Annotated in this window: 12 protein-coding genes and 1 rRNA gene; 4 read left to right on the top strand and 9 right to left on the bottom strand. The window is 43.8% G+C overall.

What is annotated here, in order from left to right; genetic code table 11:
- Window positions 1–46: 46 nt before the first annotated feature.
- Both ltrA and recQ read left to right on the top strand, forming a co-directional pair.
- Window positions 47–1,594, top strand: a complete 1,548-nt coding sequence (ltrA, locus tag HMPREF9009_RS22485; RefSeq protein ID WP_083444141.1) for a group II intron reverse transcriptase/maturase — start codon at window positions 47–49, stop codon at window positions 1,592–1,594.
- A 116-nt stretch (window positions 1,595–1,710) separates the two neighbouring features.
- Window positions 1,711–3,519 (top strand): DNA helicase RecQ, encoded by a 1,809-nt coding sequence (gene recQ, locus HMPREF9009_RS22480; RefSeq protein WP_008025863.1) that lies wholly within the window; start codon window positions 1,711–1,713, stop codon window positions 3,517–3,519.
- 206 nt (window positions 3,520–3,725) lie between these two features.
- On the opposite strand, the gene HMPREF9009_RS22475 is transcribed toward recQ, so the two are convergent.
- Both HMPREF9009_RS22475 and cysK read right to left on the bottom strand, forming a co-directional pair.
- Window positions 3,726–4,544, bottom strand: a complete 819-nt coding sequence (locus HMPREF9009_RS22475; RefSeq protein WP_004311786.1) for a tetratricopeptide repeat protein — start codon at window positions 4,542–4,544, stop codon at window positions 3,726–3,728.
- 27 nt (window positions 4,545–4,571) lie between these two features.
- Window positions 4,572–5,522 carry a cysteine synthase A gene (cysK, locus tag HMPREF9009_RS22470; RefSeq protein WP_004311787.1) on the bottom strand — a complete coding sequence of 317 codons (951 nt, stop codon included), beginning with the start codon at window positions 5,520–5,522 and terminating at the stop codon, window positions 4,572–4,574.
- A 131-nt stretch (window positions 5,523–5,653) separates the two neighbouring features.
- Between cysK and HMPREF9009_RS22465 the strand changes: the two genes are divergently transcribed.
- Entirely contained in the window at window positions 5,654–7,489 is a 1,836-nt protein-coding gene (locus HMPREF9009_RS22465; protein ID WP_083444247.1) for an LTA synthase family protein, read from the top strand.
- A gap of 95 nt (window positions 7,490–7,584) precedes the next feature.
- Window positions 7,585–8,274, top strand: a complete 690-nt coding sequence (locus HMPREF9009_RS22460) for a phosphatase PAP2 family protein (RefSeq protein WP_049703435.1) — start codon at window positions 7,585–7,587, stop codon at window positions 8,272–8,274.
- Between the two features lie 217 nt (window positions 8,275–8,491).
- Here HMPREF9009_RS22460 and leuB read toward each other — a convergent pair whose 3' ends face one another.
- The 7 genes from leuB to rrf form a co-directional block, all read right to left on the bottom strand.
- On the bottom strand, window positions 8,492–9,553 hold the full coding sequence (gene leuB / locus HMPREF9009_RS22455) for a 3-isopropylmalate dehydrogenase (RefSeq protein ID WP_004311790.1): 1,062 nt from the start codon (window positions 9,551–9,553) through the stop codon (window positions 8,492–8,494).
- Between the two features lie 60 nt (window positions 9,554–9,613).
- Window positions 9,614–11,161 (bottom strand): alpha-isopropylmalate synthase regulatory domain-containing protein, encoded by a 1,548-nt coding sequence (locus tag HMPREF9009_RS22450; RefSeq protein WP_004315473.1) that lies wholly within the window; start codon window positions 11,159–11,161, stop codon window positions 9,614–9,616.
- Window positions 11,143–11,739: a 3-isopropylmalate dehydratase small subunit gene (leuD, locus tag HMPREF9009_RS22445; RefSeq protein WP_004307192.1), complete on the bottom strand. Its 597-nt coding sequence runs from the start codon at window positions 11,737–11,739 to the stop codon at window positions 11,143–11,145. The genes HMPREF9009_RS22450 and leuD overlap by 19 nt, the downstream gene beginning before the upstream one ends.
- A 42-nt stretch (window positions 11,740–11,781) precedes the next feature.
- Window positions 11,782–13,176: a 3-isopropylmalate dehydratase large subunit gene (gene leuC, locus HMPREF9009_RS22440; RefSeq protein WP_009040720.1), complete on the bottom strand. Its 1,395-nt coding sequence runs from the start codon at window positions 13,174–13,176 to the stop codon at window positions 11,782–11,784.
- Between the two features lie 81 nt (window positions 13,177–13,257).
- A complete protein-coding gene (locus HMPREF9009_RS22435) occupies window positions 13,258–14,754 on the bottom strand; it encodes a 2-isopropylmalate synthase (protein WP_004315472.1) in 1,497 nt (498 codons plus the stop codon).
- A 402-nt stretch (window positions 14,755–15,156) separates the two neighbouring features.
- Entirely contained in the window at window positions 15,157–15,390 is a 234-nt protein-coding gene (locus HMPREF9009_RS22430; RefSeq protein WP_004311794.1) for a hypothetical protein, read from the bottom strand.
- 125 nt (window positions 15,391–15,515) lie between these two features.
- Window positions 15,516–15,626, bottom strand: a 5S ribosomal RNA gene (gene rrf, locus HMPREF9009_RS22425).
- Window positions 15,627–15,701 lie beyond the last annotated feature (75 nt).

The following is a 15,701-nucleotide window of genomic DNA, read 5'->3' as shown; positions in this document are numbered from 1 at the left end:
CTTCCACAGGGTAATTCTTTGTGAAACGAATTGTAGAACTTCAAGTATGGAGAAACAGCAAAGGAGCGAGGCGCAAGCCAAGTGTGCATCTTCAGCCGAACGCAAAACAGTGTGGAAAGGAATAGATTTCGCACGATGCGAGCGTAGGGTAAGGAAGCTACAAGTCCGAATAGCAAAGGCTCAGAAAGAAGGAAGATACAACAAGGTGACAGCCTTGCAACATCTTCTTGTCACCTCCTTTGAAGCCAAGGGATTGGCGGTAAAGAAAGTGACGTCCAATAAAGGAAAACGTACGGCAGGAGCGGACCATGTACTATGGGACACCGATGCCAAGAAAATAAACGCAGTGAGTTCTTTGAAACGGAGAGGGTACAAAGCCCTTCCACTGAAAAGGGTTAACATACCAAAGAAGAACGGAAAGATGAGACCGCTCGGGATTCCGACCATGAAGGACAGAGCCATGCAAGCTCTTTATCTGATGGCTCTAGAACCCATTGCGGAGACAACCGCTGATGCCAACTCTTATGGATTTAGAAAGTTCAGAAGTGCGGCAGATGCTATGGATGCCCTGCACAGATGGTTAAGCAAAGATTGCTCTCCCCAATGGATATTGGAGGGAGACATTAAAGGATGCTTCGACCACATCAGTCACCAATGGCTTCTCGATAACGTACGAATCGACAAGCACATCTTAGAGAAATGGCTGAAAAGTGGTGTCGTATTCAATAAGTTGCTACAACCCACCGTGGAGGGTACTCCGCAGGGTGGCATCATCTCACCGACACTTGCCAACATGACACTCGACGGCATGGAAAGAATGTTGAAAGAGAAGTATAAGGTGAGCTACATCGATGGAAAACTTTATCATCCGAAAGTGAATTGCGTGCGTTATGCTGATGATTTCATCATCACGGCAGACAAACGAGAAATACTGGAAGAGACAAAATGTATGTTGATTGAGTTTCTTGGGAAACGTGGTCTCACGCTATCCGAAGAAAAGACACTGATAACACACATCAGCGAGGGTTTTGACTTTTTAGGGTTCAATGTTCGGAAGTACAACGGCACATTGTTAATCAAACCATCCCCTAAGAGTCAGAAACGGTTCACAGAGAAACTGCACGAAGTCGTGTTCAAAAAGAACAAGGCTGTAGCACAGCAGAAGCTGATAGAAGACCTCAACCCTGTATTGAGGGGATGGGGAAACTACTACAGTAGTGTGGTATCGAAAACTACGTTTAGCAAGATAGACCATATATTAACCAACCAGTTAAAGCGGTGGTCCTATCGAAGGCATACGAACAAGTCGAGAGAATGGATAAAGAACAAATACTTTATCAAGGTCGGCAATCGGGACTGGATTTTCGGCTTCAAGTACAAAGATTGTGAAAAAGGTGCTATCTTTACACTTATGAAGCTGGCTGACATACCGATTAGACGACATGTAAAGGTGAAATGTGAAGCCAATCCATACGACCCGACTTGGGATGCCTACTTCTTGAAGCGGATGCAGAAACGCAACCGCTCACGTACGTCCCGAAAGGGAACTTTATCGGAAACAGTTGCCTGTAAAGGCGCGGATGAGCCGATTTAATTTTATGAGAATTAAATTTTGAATTATCGGAGCTGTATGCGGGGAAACTCGCACGTACAGTTCTTAATGGGGAATGCGGCGGTAACGCCGCAAACCTACATAACAAATCAGCATCAATGAGAGAGACTTTAAAGACATATTTCGGGTACGATAATTTCCGTCCTCTGCAAGAAGAAATCATCCGACACATCCTGAACAAACAGGATGCATTGGTATTAATGCCCACTGGTGGGGGGAAATCAATCTGTTACCAACTTCCCGCACTGCTTTGCGAAGGTACTGCCGTTGTCGTTTCTCCCCTCATCTCATTGATGAAAGATCAGGTAGAAGCATTGCTGGCAAACGGCATCGCTGCCGGAGCGCTGAACAGCAGTAATGACGAAACAGAAAACGCTAATCTGCGCCGCGCATGCATTGAAGGTCGCCTGAAGCTGCTTTACATTTCACCGGAAAAACTTTTAGCTGAAAAGGACTATTTGTTGCGGGATATGAACATCTCTCTGTTTGCTATTGATGAAGCTCATTGTATTTCGCAATGGGGACATGATTTCCGTCCGGAATACACACAAATGGGAGTGCTCCACCAACAATTTCCGCAAATACCAATTGTCGCACTAACTGCCACCGCGGATAAAATCACGCGTGAAGACATCGTACGGCAATTGCATCTGAACCATCCGCGTACCTTCATTTCCTCGTTCGACCGTCCCAACATCAGCCTGACTGTGAAACGTGGATTTCAAGCGAAGGAAAAGAACAAGGCTATCTTAGAATTTATCCACCGCCACGGGGAAGAAAGCGGGATTATTTACTGCATGAGTCGAAGTAAGACGGAAACCGTCGCACAGATGTTACAGAAGCAGGGTATCCGCTGCGGTGTTTATCACGCCGGGTTATCCACTCAACACCGGGACGAAACACAGAATGATTTTATTAACGACCGCATACAGGTGGTATGTGCCACCATTGCTTTTGGAATGGGGATTGATAAATCAAATGTCCGCTGGGTGATACATTATAACCTGCCTAAAAGTATAGAAAGCTTTTATCAGGAAATAGGACGTGCCGGACGTGACGGGCTTCCCAGCAATACTGTCCTGTTTTATTCATTAGGCGACTTAATATTACTAACTAAATTCGCTTCGGAAAGTAATCAGCAAAATATCAATCTGGAAAAGCTCCAACGTATGCAGCAATACGCAGAGGCCGATATTTGCCGACGAAGAATCTTATTAAGCTACTTCGGAGAAACAACAACAGAGGATTGCGGTAACTGCGATGTTTGTAAAAATCCCCCTCAACGATTCGACGGTACAGTCATCGTGCAAAAAGCATTAAGTGCCATCGCACGCACAGAACAACAAATCAGCACAGGAGTGTTGATTGATATTCTTCGTGGAAACTATTCTGCGGAAGTAACCGGAAAAGGGTATCAGGAACTTAAAACGTTCGGTGCCGGACGCGACATTCCTCCTCGTGACTGGCAAGACTATCTGCTTCAAATGCTGCAACTCGGCTACTTTGAAATAGCTTATAATGAGAATAATCATCTCAAAATAACGTCAAGCGGAAGTGATGTTCTCTTCGGAAGGACACAAGCGGCATTGGTAGTTATCCAGCATGAGGAAGCAGTTACCCGAAAAGGAAAAAAGAAAAAAGTGGTTATCGCCAAAGAACTCCCCTTCGGCGCGGCAGGCGGCGAAAGCCAAGATTTGTTCGAAGCATTGCGAGGATTAAGAAAACAACTTGCCGATCAGGAAGCTTTGCCCGCCTATATCGTCTTGTCAGACAAAGTGTTGCATCTGCTTTGCATCTCACGTCCCACCACCATCGAAGAGTTTGGAGAAATCAGTGGTATCGGCGAACACAAGAAAAAGAAATATGGAAAGGATTTCGTAAATCTGATTAGACAGTTCGTAGAATAAAAGAAATTCTTGAATAGTATATATTAACGAGTCACCTGACTAATGATTATTCGTTCCACTAGGGTTATCTTTCCGTTCCACAGTTGTTTCCCTTTAGTTCCACATAGGTAGAACTAAAGGGAAACAACTGTGGAACGAACTAATGCCTATAACAAAAGACGCTCACTTATGTAAACCGGAAAGATATAGTTGGCTTATTGATAACTTCACTTGCATTGCCGCAATTGCTCGTGCAAATCAGCCGGAGGCACTCCCAATGAAATAGCTTTTTCAAAGTCAGCTTTTGCCAGCCCTTTCTTCTTCTGTGCCAGGTAGATATTTCCACGCAACAGATAAGCATCAGCCGAGGCAGCATCCAACCGGATGGCTTCCTCCAAATCGACCAATGCCAAATCTTCATGTTTCATCTCACGTTCCACATCGGCACGGGCAATATAGAGCGTCGCATCTTCAGGAGTGGCCGCAAGCATCTTATTCAATATTTCAAGAGCTTCCCGGAATTTTCCTTCTTTCTGCTCCAAAGTAGCCAGTCCCAGCCGTCCGCTATAGCTCTGCGGATCGAGTTCCAATAAACGATTATAATCTATTCTCGCAGCCGGATAATCGCGGCGGAGCACATAAATATAAGCACGCATCAACAAAGCTTCTTTGTTCTGCTTATCCTCGTCCAACACCTGGCAATAATCCGTATAAGCACGGTCTGTTTTTCCCATTTCCATATAAATGGCGGCACGGTCGAGCAAAATAGGGACTGCCAAAGGAGCAAAGTTCAGTGCAAAAGAATAAGATTCCAATGCTTTATCAAACTCGCCCAAACGACGCTGAACCAATCCCAAGTTAGAAAAAAGCAGTGCATTCTTTGCGTTTTTCGGTTCCAACTTCAAAGCCTGAAGCAAAAGTTCCTCTGCCTGGGGAAGACTGTCTTTTTCGATACACTCAATGGCTCTCTCGGACAATTGTTGATAGGTTTGCGCAAAGGTAACAGCCGGAAAACAAAAAAGCAAAGCTATAATTATTCTTACCATGGTTCAGGTCTTTTTATAGTGAATGAATTAATCCAATGGATATGCGTCAAAAGCAAACAGTTCGGTCGACAAATAACGCTCTCCCGTATCAGGTAACAACGCTACTATTTTTTTGTTCTTAAATTCCGGGCGTTGTGACAGTTGACGGGCGGCATACACAGCTGCTCCCGAAGAAATACCCGCCAACAGACCTTCTGTTGCCGCTAACTCACGTCCTGCACGAATCGCTTCATCATCTGGCACGCCTATTACTTCATCCACCACCGAAGCATCATAAAGCTTCGGGATAAAATTCGCTCCAATACCTTGAATACGATGCGAAGCCGCCTCTCCGCCTGCCAACACTGGAGACGATGCAGGTTCCACAGCAACAATATAAATATTCGGATTATGTTTCTTCAAAGCACGGGCTACCCCGCAGACTGTTCCCCCGGTACCAACTCCGGCTACAAAAACGGCCACTTCACCGTCTGTATCCCTCCAAATTTCTTCACCCGTTGTCCGTTCATGAACAGCAGCATTGGCGGGATTTTCAAATTGTTGCAAAATCACCGAACCGGGAATACTATCACGCAACTCCTGCGCTTTGGCAATGGAAGCTGCCATCCCTCCCAGTCCATCTGTCAATACAATCTGCGCACCCAACGCTTTCAACAGATTCCGCCGTTCCAGACTCATCGTTTCGGGCATGGTCAATATCAGGTGATACCCTTTAATAGTAGCCACCATTGCCAACCCTACACCTGTATTTCCGCTTGTCGGCTCAATAATCGTTGCACCGGGTTTCAATGCTCCACGAGCTTCCGCATCTTCAATCATCGAAAGAGCGACTCTGTCTTTTACACTTCCCGCCGGATTAAAAGCCTCCAGTTTGGCAATAATATTTTGTTCCAGACCATACTTTCCACTATAACCGGAAAGTTCCATCAAAGGGGTATTCCCCACTAAATCTGTTAGTTTCTTTGCAATCTTTGCCATCTTATTACTTCATTTTTGTCACAGACACGACAAAGATATGGAAAAAAAGGTATGTTTTACATCACATCATGAGAAAGATAAGGAAAAGTATAGTAACTTTGTATCCGTTCAATCTTTTTAAGTTTACATATATGAAAAAGAGAATTATACAATTTCTCACGACCTATTTTTTATTTGTTCTTTTATTCGTTCTTCAGAAACCAATCTTCATGGTTTACTACCATGACTTATATACTAATGTATCTTTGGGTGACTATTTCCGCGTCATGTGGCACGGATTACCACTGGATTTATCTCTTGCGGGCTACCTGACCGCTATCCCCGGCATCCTGCTCATTGCTTCCGCCTGGACAAATTCATCCATACTCCGCCGCATCCGGCAAGGATATTTCGGAGTAATAGCCTTTGTCATGGCCTGTCTTTTTATCATCGACTTGGGATTGTATGGCTTTTGGGGATTCCGTCTGGACGCCACTCCTATTTTCTATTTTTTCTCTTCTCCCAAAGATGCCATGGCAAGTGTCAGTTTTTGGTTCGTACTACTTGGTATTCTGGCTATATTGATCTATGCAGCAATTCTATACTGTATTTTCTATTGCGTCCTTATCCGGGAGAAAAAGCCTCTGAAAATACCTTATCGACGCCAGAATGTATCGCTTGCACTGCTTTTGCTGACAGCGGCACTCTTCATCCCTATCCGGGGCGGATTCAGCGTATCCACCATGAATTTAAGCAAGGTGTATTTCAGTCAGGATCAACGCATGAATCATGCAGCCATTAATCCGGCATTCAGCTTCATGTATTCTGCCACCCATCAGAATAATTTCGATAAGCAGTATCGCTTCATGGACCCGAAAATAGCCGACGAATTATTTGCAGAGATGGTAGACAAACCCGTCGCAGTAACCGACAGCATCCCTCAATTATTGAATACACAACGCCCGAACATTATTTTCATTATCCTTGAGAGTTTCTCCACACACTTGATGGAAACTTTCGGAGGACAACCCAATGTGGCTGTCAACATGGATAAATTCGCAAAAGAAGGCGTATTATTCAGCAACTTCTACGGCAGCAGTTTCCGCACAGACCGCGGACTGGCATCTATCATCAGCGGATATCCCGGACAGCCGAGTACCAGCATCATGAAATATCCCGAAAAGACGGACAAACTTCCTTCCATCCCCCGTAGCTTGAAAAATGCAGGATACAGCCTCGAATACTACTATGGAGGAGATGCCGATTTCACCAATATGCGCTCTTACCTGGTATCTTCCGGTATCGAGAAGATTATTTCCGATAAAGATTTCCCTCTGTCCGAACGTACCGGAAAATGGGGAGCACAAGATCACGTTTTGTTCCAACGCCTGATGAAAGACCTGAAAGAAGAAAAACAAGAAGAGCCATTCCTGAAACTGGTTCAGACATCAAGCAGCCACGAACCATTCGAAGTTCCGTTCCACAGGCTGGATGATAAAGTCCTCAACTCCTTTGCGTATGCCGACAGTTGTGTGGGAGATTTCGTGAAACAGTATCAGGAAACACCGTTATGGAAAAACACACTGTTTGTACTCGTTCCCGATCATCAGGGTGCATACCCATACCCGATAGAAAATCCGTTGGACGGACAAACCATTCCGCTGATTTTAATCGGAGGTGCAATAAAACAACCTCTGGTAGTAGATACCTATGCTTCGCAAATTGACATTGCCGCCACTTTGCTCGCTCAATTAGGATTGCCGCACGATGAATTTACTTTCAGCAAGAATATCCTGAATCCGGGCTCTCCTCATTTCGCATACTTTACCCGGCCGGATTATTTCGGAATGATTACTGCCGACAACCAATTGGTATACAATCTGGACGCCAACACCGTGCAACTGGACGAAGGCACCGCCAAAGGAGCTAATCTGGAAAAAGGAAAAGCGTTCTTACAGAAGCTCTACGATGATCTTGCCAAACGCTAATTATTAAGAAATATGGAATATTTATAAGGTAATATAGGACATTTACTATTCTTTATTGTATATTTGCGACGTTAAAAATAGATCAATAAAGCCGGATGATACATAGCGAAATCGTGCAATTCCTTTCGGAGATAGATACAAATATCTTCTTATTTTTCAATGGTATACACTCCCCTTTCTGGGATTATTTCATGAGTTCCTTTACGGGTAAAATAATCTGGGTTCCCATGTATGCCACCATATTATACATATTATTAAGAAATTTCCATTGGAAGGTAGTCGTATGTTATGTGGCAGCTATCGCGCTCACGATAACCTTTGCCGACCAAATGTGCAGCAGTATCATCCGCCCGGTAGTGGCACGCCTGCGTCCCGCCAATCCGGACAACCCTATTGTGGATATGGTATATATCGTAAACGGGTATCGTGGAGGAAGTTATGGTTTCCCATCGTGCCATGCGGCCAATTCATTGGGGCTTGCCATGTTTGTAGTATTTCTGTTCCGTAAACGTTGGCTAAGTATTTTCATCGTAACTTGGGCAATCCTTAACTGCTATACACGTATATACTTGGGGGTACATTATCCCGGTGATTTACTCGTAGGAGGTATTATCGGAGGATTCGGCGGTTGGTTATTCTGTACTATCGCTCACAAAATAGCCATTTATTTGGAACCTTCCACCCGCACGAAGAGAAAAGATATAAAACAATGGTCAGTCACTATTTATGCAGGATTGCTGACAGTGCTCGGTATCATTATATATTCCATAATTAAAAGTTGGTAAGGTTCACCACAGATTGCACAGATTCACACAGATTTCAAATGATAAAAAAGATATTCCATAAAAAGAATGAAGAGTAAGTGGAGTTATCAAACAAAATCTGAATATTAAAAATCACCCACGTTATAGATAGCTATAACGTGGGTGAAATTATTTATAAAGGGCTGTTATACAGCTCCATCAGCAATCTGTGTGAATCGGTGTAATCTGTGGTAGAATATCAAGCTTTCTTGATATAATCAACAATCCACTGTCCTACTTCTTTCGTTCCGTATTTAGCACCGTCAGCCACCTGAATTTCCGGTGTACGTACATTCTCATCCAAAGAAGCGTCTACTGCTTTACGAATCAGCGCACCCTCTTCTTTGCAATCGAAATACTCAAATAACATAGCTACGGAAAGAATTTGTGCCAACGGATTAGCAATATTCAATCCTTTAGCCTGCGGCCATGAACCGTGAATCGGTTCAAACACCGGAGTACTCTCGCCTGTGGAAGCAGAAGGAAGCAAGCCCATAGAACCACTGATTACAGAACCTTCGTCAGTCAGAATATCACCGAAGGTGTTTTCCGTTACCATCACATCGAAGAAAGCAGGTTCCTGAATCATTTTCATTGCAGCATTGTCCACAAACATATAATCTGTTGTCACTTCCGGATAGTTCGGAGCCATTTCCTGTGCAATCTGACGCCATAGACGGGAAGAAGCCAACACATTTGCCTTATCTACCACCGTCAGATGTTTTCTGCGCTTCATCGCATATTCAAAAGCCACTTTCAAGATACGTTCGATTTCCGGGCGAGTATAATAGTTGGTATCATACGCCTTGTCATTATCCTGATACTTTTCACCGAAATACATACCTCCGGTCAACTCACGGATACAGATAAAATCTGCGTTCTCTACCAGTTCCGCACGCAACGGAGATTTGTGAATCAGGCATTTGAATGTCTGCACCGGACGGATATTGGCAAAAAGTCCCAGTTTCTTACGCATCGCCAACAAACCTTGTTCCGGACGTACCTTAGCAGTAGGGTCGTTATCAAATTTCGGATCGCCTACGGCAGAGAATAAAACAGCATCTGCATCTTTACAAACCTGATAGGTTGCTTCCGGAAACGGATCGCCTACTTTATCAATCGCATCAGCTCCACAGATTGCATATTCGTAACTTACTTTGTGGCCAAACTTCTCGCAAACGGCACTCATCACATCTACACCTTGCACAGAGATCTCCGGTCCGATGCCGTCGCCTGCTAATACAGCAATTTTAAAATCCATAATCGTTTATTCTTCTATTTATATATTCTTATAAAAAACATTCTTTGGGCAAGTTATCTCTCACTTGCTCTTCTCGTATTCATCTTCGATGAGGTTCAACATCTTCATAGTAGCTTTGATGGCAGCTTCCGTCTGATCGGCATCAAGTCCGCGGGTACGGAACACCTGCTCGTCATAACTCCATGTGATTACTGTCTGCACAAATGCATCCGTACGCCCACCGGGAGGGATTGTCACTGCATAATTGGTCAGCATCGGGAATTTGCGTCCCAATGTCACCTTATATATCTTACGCAATGCACGAACAAAAGCATCATACTGGCCATCACCGCCTGAACTCTCTTCGTACTCTTTTCCGTTGATTTCTATCTTCAACGTAGCCATCGGTTTCAATCCATGAGCCAGATTCACAAAATAGCTCTTCAGTTTGACCTTCTCACCAATCGCTCCATGCTTCAACACATCAGAAACGATGTACGGCAAATCTTCCTGTGTCACCAATTCTTTCTTGTCGCCCAGTTCGATGATACGCTCCGTCACCTTGCGCATAGCATCTTCATCCAGCTCCAGTCCGAGGTCTTCGAGATTTTTGCGGATATTGGCTTTGCCACTTGTCTTGCCCAACGCATATTCACGTTTACGACCAAAGCGCTCGGGAAGCAAATCATTACAGTAAAGATTATTTTTGTTATCGCCGTCGGCATGCACACCTGCCACTTGCGTAAAGACATTCTCACCTACAATCGGTTTGTTGGCAGGTATCATAATACCCGAATAAGACTCCACTACCCGGCTGACATCATTCAAACGGCTCTCGTCGATATTGGTCGCCGCATTGAAATGATCTTTCAGGATGGCTTGCACACTTGCGAGAGGAGCATTTCCAGCCCGTTCGCCCAGTCCGTTGATGGTGGTATGCAGTCCTTTTACACCGCTTAATACGGCTGCAAGAACGTTGCTCACTGCCAAATCATAGTCATTGTGCGCATGGAAATCAAGATGAGTATTCGGATAACGTTTCTTCATCTTCCGCATATACTCTATCACTTGCAAGGGATTCAAGATACCCAACGTGTCAGGCAACATATAACGCTTGACACTCGTCTCTTGCAATCCATCCATCAACTGGAATACATATTCGGGAGAATCCTTGATACCGTTACTCCAATCTTCCAGATAAACATTGACGGTTATATCCTGTTCGTCGGCATAATGCACCACATTAATGATATCTGCCAGATGTTCTTCCGGTGTCTTTTTCAGTTGTTGCGTACAATGCTTCAGTGAACCTTTGCAAAGAAGATTAATCACGCGGCAACCGGTACGCTGAATCCAATCGACAGAAGTATGCCCGTCAACAAAGCCGAGCACTTCCACTTTATGGAGCAGATTACGACGGGCCGCCCAGTCGCAAATCATCTTCACGGCTTCAAACTCACCGTCCGACACACGCGCCGAAGCAACCTCCACCCGGTCTACCTTCAAATCTTCTAACAGCAAACGGGCGATCATTAGTTTCTCATGAGGCACGAAAGATACTCCGCTGGTTTGTTCACCATCACGGAGCGTTGTGTCCATGATTTCTATTTTCACGCCTTCTTTTCCCATTCTTCTATTTTATCTTTATTGCTTAACAAGAAATCGATATCATCCAATCCGTTCATCAAACAAAGTTTCTTGTAAGCATTGATTTCAAAATGTTCACTTTTACCTGTCGCCTTGTTGGTGATGGTCTGTTCGGGAAGATTCACTTCCACTTCCATCTTCGGGTCTGCTTCTATTGAATCGAACAATTCTTGCAGAAACTCCTCGGTTACAACCACCGGAAGCACAAAGTTGTTCAACTCATTATTCTTATGAATATCGGCAAAAAAACTGGATACCACCACACGGAAACCATAGCCGGCAATTGCCCAGGCTGCGTGTTCACGGCTGGAACCCGAACCGAAGTTCTTACCTGCCACCAATATCTGTCCGCTGTAAGTAGGATTGTTCAACACAAAATCCTTATTCAAAGAACCGTCTGCATTGTAACGCCAGTCACGAAAAAGGTTATCACCGAAGAATTTTTCTTCACGAGTGGTTGCTTTCAAGAAACGTGCCGGAATAATCTGGTCGGTATCTACGTTTTCTAAAGGAAGAGGTACACAAGTACTTGTGATTATATTAAATTTTGTCTTAGCCATCTTTTTATTTACGATTTAACGATTTACTATTTACGATTGAAATTACATCAGTTCTCTCGGATCGGTAATCACACCTGTCACCGCAGCAGCAGCAGCCACCAGAGGACTAGCTAACAAGGTGCGTGCACCAGGTCCCTGACGTCCTTCGAAGTTACGGTTGCTGGTAGATACCGAATATTTCCCGGCAGGAATCTTATCATCGTTCATTGCCAGACAAGCAGAACATCCCGGCTGACGAATAGCAAATCCGGCTTCCGTCAAAATCTTGTCGATTCCTTCCTTACGGATCTGTGCGTCTACCATCCATGAACCCGGAACCAGCCATGCAATTACATTTTCCGCTTTCTTGCGACCTTTCACGATGGAAGCAAATGCACGGAAATCTTCGATACGACCGTTTGTACAAGCGCCGAGGAATACATAATCAATCTTTTTGCCCAACAAAGATTCTCCCGGTTGAAATCCCATGTAGTCCATTGATTTCTTGAATGAAACCTGTGCAGCTTCGCTCATTCCTTCCATCGTAGGAATGTGCTGTGTGATGCCCATACCCATACCCGGATTCGTTCCGTAAGTAATCATCGGCTCAATATCAGCAGCTTCGAAACGAACTTCCTTGTCGAATACGGCATCGTCATCACTCTTCAATGTCTTCCAATATGCCAAAGCCTTGTCCCATGCTTCACCTTGCGGAGCACTTTCACGTCCCTTGATATATTCAAAAGTCACTTCGTCTGGAGCAACCATCCCCCCACGTGCACCCATTTCGATAGAAAGGTTACAGAGGGTAAGACGTCCCTCCATTGTCAGATTGCGGATAGCCGAACCTGCATATTCTACGAAGTAACCGGTAGCACCGCTGGTAGTCATCTTAGACATCATATACAGAGCTACATCTTTTGCAGTCACCCCTTTGCTCAGTTCACCGTCTACCGTGATACGCATTGTTTTCGGTCTTGACTGAAGAATACATTGCGAAGCCAATACCATTTCCACTTCACTTGTTCCGATACCGAAAGCGATTGCTCCCATCGCACCATGAGTAGAAGTGTGAGAGTCACCGCAGACAATCGTCATTCCCGGCAAAGTCAAACCACGTTCGGGACCTACCACATGGATAATTCCATTCTTCGGATGCATCATACCGTAGTGTGTCAAACCAAAATCCTTCGCATTCTTAGTCAATGTGTCGACCTGCGTTTTAGAAATCGGATCTTCAATCTCCTTATCCTGATCGTGTGTCGGTGTGTTATGGTCGGGCATACAAAATACCTTTTCCGGACGCAACACTCCGATTCCACGTTCACGCAATCCGGCAAAAGCTTGCGGACTAGTCACTTCGTGACAATATAAGCGATCAATATAAAGCTGTGTAGGACCATCTTCCACAGTAGTCACCACGTGGGCATCCCATATCTTATCAAATAATGTATTCATCTGTTTATTTACTATTTTACTAATTACTATTTACTATTTTAGTCAATCTCTACAATGCCGATACGACTGTCAGTCTCTTTTTTATGATTTGAATTTGTTGATACAGTCAATATAAGCTTCTACGGAAGCGGCAATAATATCTGTATTAGCTCCAAAACCATAATAAATCTGGTTATCGTATTCTACCTGCATGTGTACTTTACCTACATCATCACTTCCCTTGCTGATAGCCTGAATAGTAAACTCTTTCAAAGTCATGTGGCGTTCTACAATCTTCTTCAATGCCTTGATAGCTGCATCTACCGGACCGTTACCGCTGGCACAAGCCTCAAACTTCTCACCGGCAATGTTCAATCCCAAACTAGCTACCGAACGAACGCCGACACCACTCGTCACCTGCAAATAATCCAGTTTGATGCGATGATTCTGGCTACGGTCTGCGCCTGCCAATACTAAAATATCGTCATCATTAATATCTTTTTTCTTATCAGCCAACTTCAAGAACTCATCATATACCTTATCTAACTTTTCCTGCTCCAGGTCAACTCCCAAAATAGAAAGACGATTTTTCAATGCGGCACGTCCGCTACGGGCTGTCAATACGATAGAGTTATCATCAATACCCACATCATGCGGATCAATAATCTCGTACGTCTGTACATTCTTCAACACACCGTCCTGATGAATACCTGAAGAATGTGCGAAAGCATTACGTCCAACGATCGCTTTATTCGGCTGTACCGGCATATTCATCAGGCTGGATACCATGCGGCTGGTCGGATAAATCTTCTGTGTATTGATATTGGTCTGAATATCTATTTCGTGGTGACTCTTGATAATCATGGCGATTTCTTCGAGGGCAGTATTTCCTGCACGTTCGCCGATACCGTTGATGGTAACTTCCACCTGACGTGCGCCGTTCAAAACACCGGCTATCGTATTGGCAGTAGCCATACCCAAGTCGTTGTGACAGTGAGTAGAGAGTATCGCATTATCGATGCCGTCTACATGGTCGATCAGGTATTTTATTTTAGCACCATATTCTGAAGGCAAGCAATAACCCGTTGTATCAGGAATATTCACTACGGTAGCTCCTGCTTTGATAACAGCTTCCACCACACGTGCCAGATATTCGTTATCCGTACGGCCAGCGTCTTCTGCATAAAACTCTACATCGTCCACAAAACGGCGGGCGTATTTCACGGCAGCTACCGCACGTTCGATAATCTCCTCACGATTCGAATTGAATTTATATTTAATGTGCGAATCAGAAGTACCGATACCGGTATGAATACGTTTATGTTTAGCAAATTTCAGTGCATCTACAGCAACATCAATATCTTTTTGAACTGCACGTGTCAAAGCACAGATAGTAGGCCAAGTCACCGCTTTTGAAATCTCAATCACTGAATTAAAATCTCCCGGGCTCGAAATGGGGAATCCGGCTTCAATCACGTCTACTCCCAACGCTTCCAATGCCTTTGCTACCTGAATCTTCTCTACTGTATTCAACTGGCATCCCGGAACCTGTTCACCATCTCTAAGAGTGGTATCAAAAATAAATAACCTATTGTCCATATTCAATGTATATTATATAATTATTAGCATTAAAAAAAGCCTTTCACACTTGGAAGTGAGAAAGGCTTTCGTATATTTTCATTTATACACATTTACGCGCAGCACTCACTTCCACTAACCTTTGATAGTAGAATAATAATACCGCATAGTAGAATATGTATAAACATCTGGTTCATTTCTTGTCTCTTTTATAGTTTGACGGTGCAAAGGTATGGATTATTTCTTTACCACCAAATAATACGTTACTTTTTTATAGAAAAAAATATCATTTCATAAGTTAAAGCCGATTTTTACCAAAAATATATCACGAATACAGGTCTATATTTCACTAAAAGAAAAGAGGGAGCAGAATGTTTTTCAGCATTCTCTCCCTCTTCTTCTTTATTGTTCTAAATCAATAGATTACTTCTTATCGCAACATTCTTTCTTTTCTGCGCAATCTGCTTTTTTGTCGCAAGCAGTAGCACAAGAATCTTTAGCCTGGCAGCAAGAATCAGATTCAACAACAGCTTCTACAGTTTCTACGGTTGTTTCTTCACCTTCAGAAGCAGCGTTAGTAGTTTTGTTACCAGCACAAGACATCATTGCAAAAGAAAATGTTACTGCTACAGCAGCCAAAAATAATTTAGTTTTCATACCTTTCAAATTTGCTTTAAACGTTTAATAAAATAATTGTCGGTCGCAAATATAACACTTTTTTTGCAAAGTACCAAACAACAGAAAGCCCCTTGATTCGCTGTTGAATCAAGGGGCTTCTCTAAAAACGGCGGCTACCTACTCTCCCACTGTTACGCAGTACCATCGGCGTGACGAGGCTTAACTTCTCTGTTCGGAATGGGAAGAGGTGGAACCCTCGTGCTATAACCACCTGAATAAGGTTATGACATGATGAAAAGTAAAATCTCAAGTTCATTACTAGTATGTTTCTGTTCTCTGTTTCCAGTTTC

The sequence above is a fragment of the Bacteroides sp. 3_1_13 genome (genome assembly GCF_001185845.1).
Taxonomy (GTDB): Bacteria; Bacteroidota; Bacteroidia; order Bacteroidales; family Bacteroidaceae; genus Bacteroides; species Bacteroides xylanisolvens.
Note: the sequence above shows the minus strand (reverse complement) of the source record. Positions and strands in the feature narration are given on the sequence as shown.